The organism is Spirosoma pomorum (assembly GCF_054776615.1).
Window position 1 is genome coordinate 1 of record NZ_BAAHBP010000034.1, and the last position, 950, is coordinate 950.

General features: G+C 45.2%; 1 protein-coding gene. It reads right to left on the reverse strand.

The features are described from left to right. Positions 1-134: 134 nt before the first annotated feature. Positions 135-449 (reverse strand): transposase, encoded by a 315-nt coding sequence (locus ACYVAD_RS20815; RefSeq protein WP_461141466.1) that lies wholly within the window; start codon positions 447-449, stop codon positions 135-137. Between the last annotated feature and the right edge of the window lie 501 nt (positions 450-950).

Here is a 950-nt window from a genome sequence, read left to right on the forward strand (position 1 = left end):
CCGCATCTACAGCCGCCACCCAAAGCCGTCCCTGGGTATCTACCACAAAAGTGCGTTTACGCCCATTGACTTTCTTGTTGGCGTCCAGGCCGCGATACTCACCACTCATCGGAGTTAATTTAACCGATTGTGTATCAATGCTCAATGCAGAAGGTAGTGCCTCTCGACCAGCTTGATGGCGATCGAGTTGGTTCAGGGCAGCGTTGATGCGCTCGAATAAATTGTCCTTCTTCCAGCGGTCGAAATAGTACGGGGCCGCCCGCGCGGTAAACGGCCTGCCAGGGGGGGAAGTTCGGTGGCAGGTTGCGCCATTGAGTGCCGATCCGTAGCAGCCACAAAATAGCATCCATGACTTGCTGAAGATTGTGCTTACGCTTGCGTTGAAGCTCGAAAAAAGGCGAAATTGTGCCCCATTGGAGGTCGGTCAGTGGCTCCCACTGTTTGGTCATGACTCTGTAGTTTGGCAACCACAAAGTTGGCACGACCTTCAATGCTTCTTAATTCCTCAACACGCTCTAAGTGACAATTATGCGATTCACAAACCTCGATTCCAGCGTCCTATAGCTGTTTTTTTCTTTTTGACGGAGAGAATTACTGTCACCAATCTTGACCCCTCAACACATTAACCTTTAGATAAATACATCGTTACAAAAAGGATTAAGGAGTAAATTTTACGCCGTAACAAATAATTTAGAATATAAATTAAACAATATCATATTATACCATGCCAATACACGAGTTAATCAACCAAATACTATCTGATGCAGAAAACAGCTACGCAGTGTCCCCGACTAAAGACGCTTCAGATGAATATGTAAAGGCTTTTGCTAAAGCAGTACGATACAATCTCATCAAATCTGTTAGCAAATACTCTTATGGATGGTCGTGCCTTAAAGGTGGATATTTAGCTTGAAGAACACACGGTTAATCAATAAGCCAATCACCGTATC